This is a genomic window from Mycobacterium sp. (assembly GCF_049280035.1).
GTDB lineage: Bacteria > Actinomycetota > Actinomycetes > Mycobacteriales > Mycobacteriaceae > Mycobacterium.
Genome location: NZ_JBAPPI010000471.1, coordinates 1 through 4,400 on the forward strand (window position 1 = coordinate 1; position 4,400 = coordinate 4,400).

General features: G+C 65.1%; 4 protein-coding genes. 1 reads left to right on the forward strand and 3 read right to left on the reverse strand.

From position 1 onward, the window contains the following. Positions 1-530 (forward strand): His/Gly/Thr/Pro-type tRNA ligase C-terminal domain-containing protein (locus WAN71_RS15495; protein WP_422226177.1); only part of this gene is annotated, 530 nt, incomplete at its 5' end. A gap of 65 nt (positions 531-595) precedes the next feature. On the opposite strand, the gene WAN71_RS15500 is transcribed toward WAN71_RS15495, so the two are convergent. The 3 genes from WAN71_RS15500 to WAN71_RS15510 form a co-directional block, all read right to left on the reverse strand. Next, positions 596-1,489, reverse strand: coding sequence for a haloalkane dehalogenase (locus WAN71_RS15500; protein ID WP_422226178.1), 894 nt, complete (start codon positions 1,487-1,489; stop codon positions 596-598). A gap of 14 nt (positions 1,490-1,503) precedes the next feature. Then, positions 1,504-2,766: an acyl-CoA dehydrogenase family protein gene (locus tag WAN71_RS15505; RefSeq protein ID WP_422226179.1), complete on the reverse strand. Its 1,263-nt coding sequence runs from the start codon at positions 2,764-2,766 to the stop codon at positions 1,504-1,506. A 92-nt stretch (positions 2,767-2,858) separates the two neighbouring features. Continuing rightward, on the reverse strand, positions 2,859-4,400 hold a 1,542-nt coding region (locus WAN71_RS15510), incomplete at its 5' end, for a cellulase family glycosylhydrolase (protein WP_422226180.1).

Sequence of the window (4,400 nt, forward strand, 5' to 3'; positions counted from 1 at the left end):
GCGTGCCCTATGTCATCAACCCGCGGATGGTCCGCGGATTGGACTACTACACCAAGACAACCTTCGAGTTCGTGCACGACGGGTTGGGCGCGCAATCCGGCATCGGCGGCGGTGGCCGCTACGACGGCCTGATGCGCCAGCTCGGCGGACAGGACCTGTCTGGTATCGGGTTCGGTATCGGCGTCGACCGCACCTTGTTGGCGTTGCGCGCCGAGGGCAAAGAGGTCGGGCAGACCGCCCGCTGCGACGTGTTTGGAGTGCCGCTGGTCGAGCCGGCCAAGCTGCGGCTGGCGGTGCTGGCCGGGCAGCTGCGGGCCGCCGGGGTGCGAGTGGATCTGGCTTACGGTGACCGCGCCATCAAGGGCGCGATGCGGGCCGCCGACCGATCCGGTGCGCGGCTGGCGCTGGTCGCCGGTGATCGCGACATCGAAGCCGGAACCATCGGCGTGAAGGATCTGACGACCGGTGAGCAGGTCGATGTGACGACGGATTCCGTTGTCGCCGAAGTTCTTTCGCGGCTAACTCACTGAAACCTCTTTTGCCACTCTGGTTCCAGCGGTTTCTTGGCTGTGATACCTGTCGGTTGGCGGCGGTATTAGTCAGGTAGCTGCCCGACGAATTGCGCCAACGCGGCGCCGATTTCGTCCGGACTGTCCTCCTGGATGAAATGCACGCCGGGAACGGTGATTTCGATCAGGTTCCGCCAGCTGCGGACGTAGTCGCGGATTCGCCCGGTCACGATCGCGCCGGGGTCCGCATTGATAAACAGCTTTGGCACGTCGCTTTCCGCGAGCCAGCTCCGATATTCGTCGACCACGGCGACGACCTCGGCTGGCTCGCCGTCGATCGGGATATTCCGCGGCCAAGACAACGTTGGCCGCCGGTCCTCTCCCGCTTTGGCGAACGGCCGTCGGTAGTGGTCCATCTCCTCGTCGGACAGCCGTCGCCGGATGGCGCCCGGCAACACCGCCTCGACAAAGATGTTCTGCTCCAACACCATTGACTCACCGTTGGGAGAGCGGAAGCCTTGAAACACGCCTCGCACGCTGTCATGGAAGTCCGGCCACGTCATCGGGGTGACGATCGCCTCCATAAACGCGATGCCGGCCACGCGGTCGCGGTGCCGGTTAGCCCAGTCGAAACCCAGCGCCGATCCCCAGTCGTGCAGCACCAACACCACCCGGTTACCAAGATCGAGGGCATCCCAAAGCCCGAACAGGTGCTCACGCTGTTCGGCGTAGTGATAGCGGTCCGGGCCCGACGGGCTGAGCTTGTCCGACCCGCCCATCCCGATCAAGTCACATGCGACCAGCCGGCCGAGACCTTCCAGATGCGGCATCACGTTGCGCCACAGATACGACGAGGTGGGGTTGCCGTGCTGGAAGACGATCGTCGTGCCGTCGGGACCGCGGCCCTCGTCGACATAGGCCATGCGGTTGCCCGCGATCTCCCGATACCGCAGCTGTCCGTACGGTTTGGCGCTCAGCATGGCGTCCCCTCCGATCAGACCCGGTTGTGCTTCACCTGGTTGAACGGTACCCCGCGATCGGCGGCGTACTCGCGCGGAAAGCCCAGTACCCGGTCGCCAATCTCGTTGCGCGGCATCTCGGTCGTGCCACCGCCGACCGCCGCGGTTTGGCGAGACAGGTAGCGTTCGCCGGCGAAAAGCAGGTCGGCCGGCCCTTTAACGACGCTGACGACGCCGACGCTGCCGGCGATCGCCAGCGCGGTGTCGACCTCGAGCTCAACTTCTTCAGCCTGGAAAAGCCGGACGATCGAACCGGCCGTCGGGGGGAGTGAGCCGTCCAGCACGCCGTGGTAGACGTGGTCGATCAACTGCTCCCACACCGCGCGGCGGGTCAGCGCTCGGCCGGCCGCTTCACGCACCCGTTCGTTGTCGGAAAGCCCGGCCGCCTGCAGCAGCGCAGGGTAGTCGGGTGGCCGCTCCTGGTTGTTTTCGCTGCCGCTGCCGCTGGCGAATTCGGAGCCGCCGCCAACGGCGCGCCGCTCGTGATACAGCTGGCGCGAAGCCACCTCCCAGCCCTTGCCGACCTCGCCGATCACCGCGTCGTCGCTGAGCTCCAGGTCGTCGAAGAACTCCTCACAGAACTCCGTGGATCCATTGACTTGCTTGATCCGGCGCAGCGTGATGCCCGGGCTGTCGATGAGCACCAGAAACATTGTCAGACCGTCGTGCTTCGGCACATCCCAGTCCGTTCTGGCCAGCAGCAGTCCATAGTCGGCGGCGAACGCGCCGGTGCTCCACGTCTTGGCGCCGTTGACCACCCACTTGTCGCCGCGTCGCTCGGCACGTGTGATCACACCCGCTAAATCGGAGCCGCCGCTGGGCTCCGAAAGCAATTGAACGAGCACCTCGTCACCGCGCAGCGCCGCCGAAATGTGTTGCCGCTTCTGTTCTTCGCTCCCGGTGTCGAGGATCGTCGCACAACAGATCGTGAAGGTCGGGGTGTTCAAGATCAGCGGCAGCTCATAGCTTGCGCTTGCGGTGTCGAACGCCTTCTGATACGCGATATCCAGCCCGAGCCCGCCGTATTCGGTGGGGAAGCAAATCCCGGCGAACCCGCCGTCATACAGGCGCCGCTGCAATCCGCGGACGTGCTGCCATGACGCCTCGTCGCCGCGGTCGGCATAGGGCGGATCATTCGGGTCGTCGATGCGCGGCATGGTGTCGGCGAGCCATTTGCGGGCTCGCTCAGCGAACGCCGCCACCGATTCGCCTATGTGCGCCGACGCCGTCGCGGTCATGACGACAGCTCCCGTGAATGCATATGACGTCTCCGGAGAGTCACACTGGCCTGAAACGGTAATGACGTTACCACCGGGGCCAGCCGTCGGGCTTACCCCGCTCCGGCTCCGCCGTCCGCGGTGGCGGTCACCACGACGCTGACCGTGCTGGCACCGCTGTCTGACGAGATGATCAGTTCGGGGGCGTTGGCGGCCGAAATGACTTCTCCGCCGGTGACGGCGACGGTGTAGCCGTTCGGGAACTCGACGGTCGGCACCGAGATCGTGGTCAGCGAGCCGCCCGGGAAGCTGCCCATGCCGTCGGCCTCTCCGGTGGAGTAGCTGAAGTCGAAGGTGCCGTTGGCAAACGACCAGGACGTGGGGGTCCCGGAAATCACCTGCGGATACGGCTGGGCGAGGGTGTCCAGGTTGGCGGTGTTGACGTTGGTGCCAGTAGGCGGCAGCTCGGGGTTGTACACCAGCGACTCTGAGCTCGGTGGCGACGCGGTGGTGGTGATGTCGCCTTGGCCGGTGTAGGCCCATTCCGTCCAACCGATCAGGTTTTGGTTGGCACCTTGCATCGGGTCGGCGAGCTGGGTCTGGTTGCTGGTGGCTCCGAACTCGGTCATGAAGGCCGGGATTCCCTGTGAGTGCGCGTAATTCAAGGCGTTACCCACGATTCCGCTGACGCTCGGCAAGCAACCCAGCGACCCGAGGTCGAACTCGCAGTAGTCGTGGAACGAGAAGACGGTGTTCGTGGCGTCTACCGTGCCCAGCTGGGTAGGTATGCCCGCGTTGAAGAGGACGTTCGGTTCGTAGAAGATCGGCGTGGTGGGGTCGACGGCCCGGATCGCGTCCGCCCCCTGGTTGTAGAACGGGGTCAGCTCTTGGCTGTCGAAGAACGAGCTGCCGAAAATGATCGGCAGCGTCTGGGAGCCGGCGGACGGCTCGTTCATCAGCTCGAAACCGGCCACGTTGGAGTTGCCGTTGAAGGCGTTGGCGACGTACTCCAACATCTGCGCGTAATTGTCTTGTAGCCCAATGCCGTTCGGTGCGTCGGCGTTCGACCAGAACGAATCCCAGGCCTGAGTCTCGGCGGGATTGAAGAATTCGTTGAACGGGAAGGGCAGCTGGGGGTTGGACAGATTGCCGTCCAGCACCGCCCACGCCGGCGCACCTTCGCCGCCGAAGTCGCTGCTGTAAGCGTCCTGGTGGAAATCGAGGATGCTGTGGATGCCGTGGTTACCGAGTGTCTGCACGGTCTGCTCGATCGAGGCGAGGTAAGCGGTGTTGAAGACGCCGGGCCCGGGCTCGAGGTCGGACCAGATGATGCCCACCCGCACGGCGTTAAAACCGTTGGCGGCCAAGAACGCTGCATCGTCGTCGCTGAACCCGCCGGCGCTGGGCTCACCGGGGTCCACTTTGTACACCTCGTTGAGCCCGTGCAGCATGACGACCTGTCCATCGTTGTTGGTGAGCCAGCTGCCGGTGGTCCCGATGGAGTCAGAACCGGAGGTGACGCCCGTGCCAAAGTCGCCGACCGCCCCGTGGATGCCCAACGCGCCGGCATTGCCGCCGGCTCCACCAAGCGCGGGCAAACCATCGGGGGTGCTGCCGGCGCCGGCATGACCGCCATCGCCGCCGTCGCCCAAGAA

Excerpts from the sequence above, each read along its gene's own strand:
- WAN71_RS15500 (WP_422226178.1), bottom strand. The coding sequence starts at position 1,489 with ATGCTGAGCGCCAAACCGTACGGACAGCTGCGGTATCGGGAGATCGCG.
- WAN71_RS15505 (WP_422226179.1), bottom strand. The coding sequence starts at position 2,766 with ATGACCGCGACGGCGTCGGCGCACATAGGCGAATCGGTGGCGGCGTTC.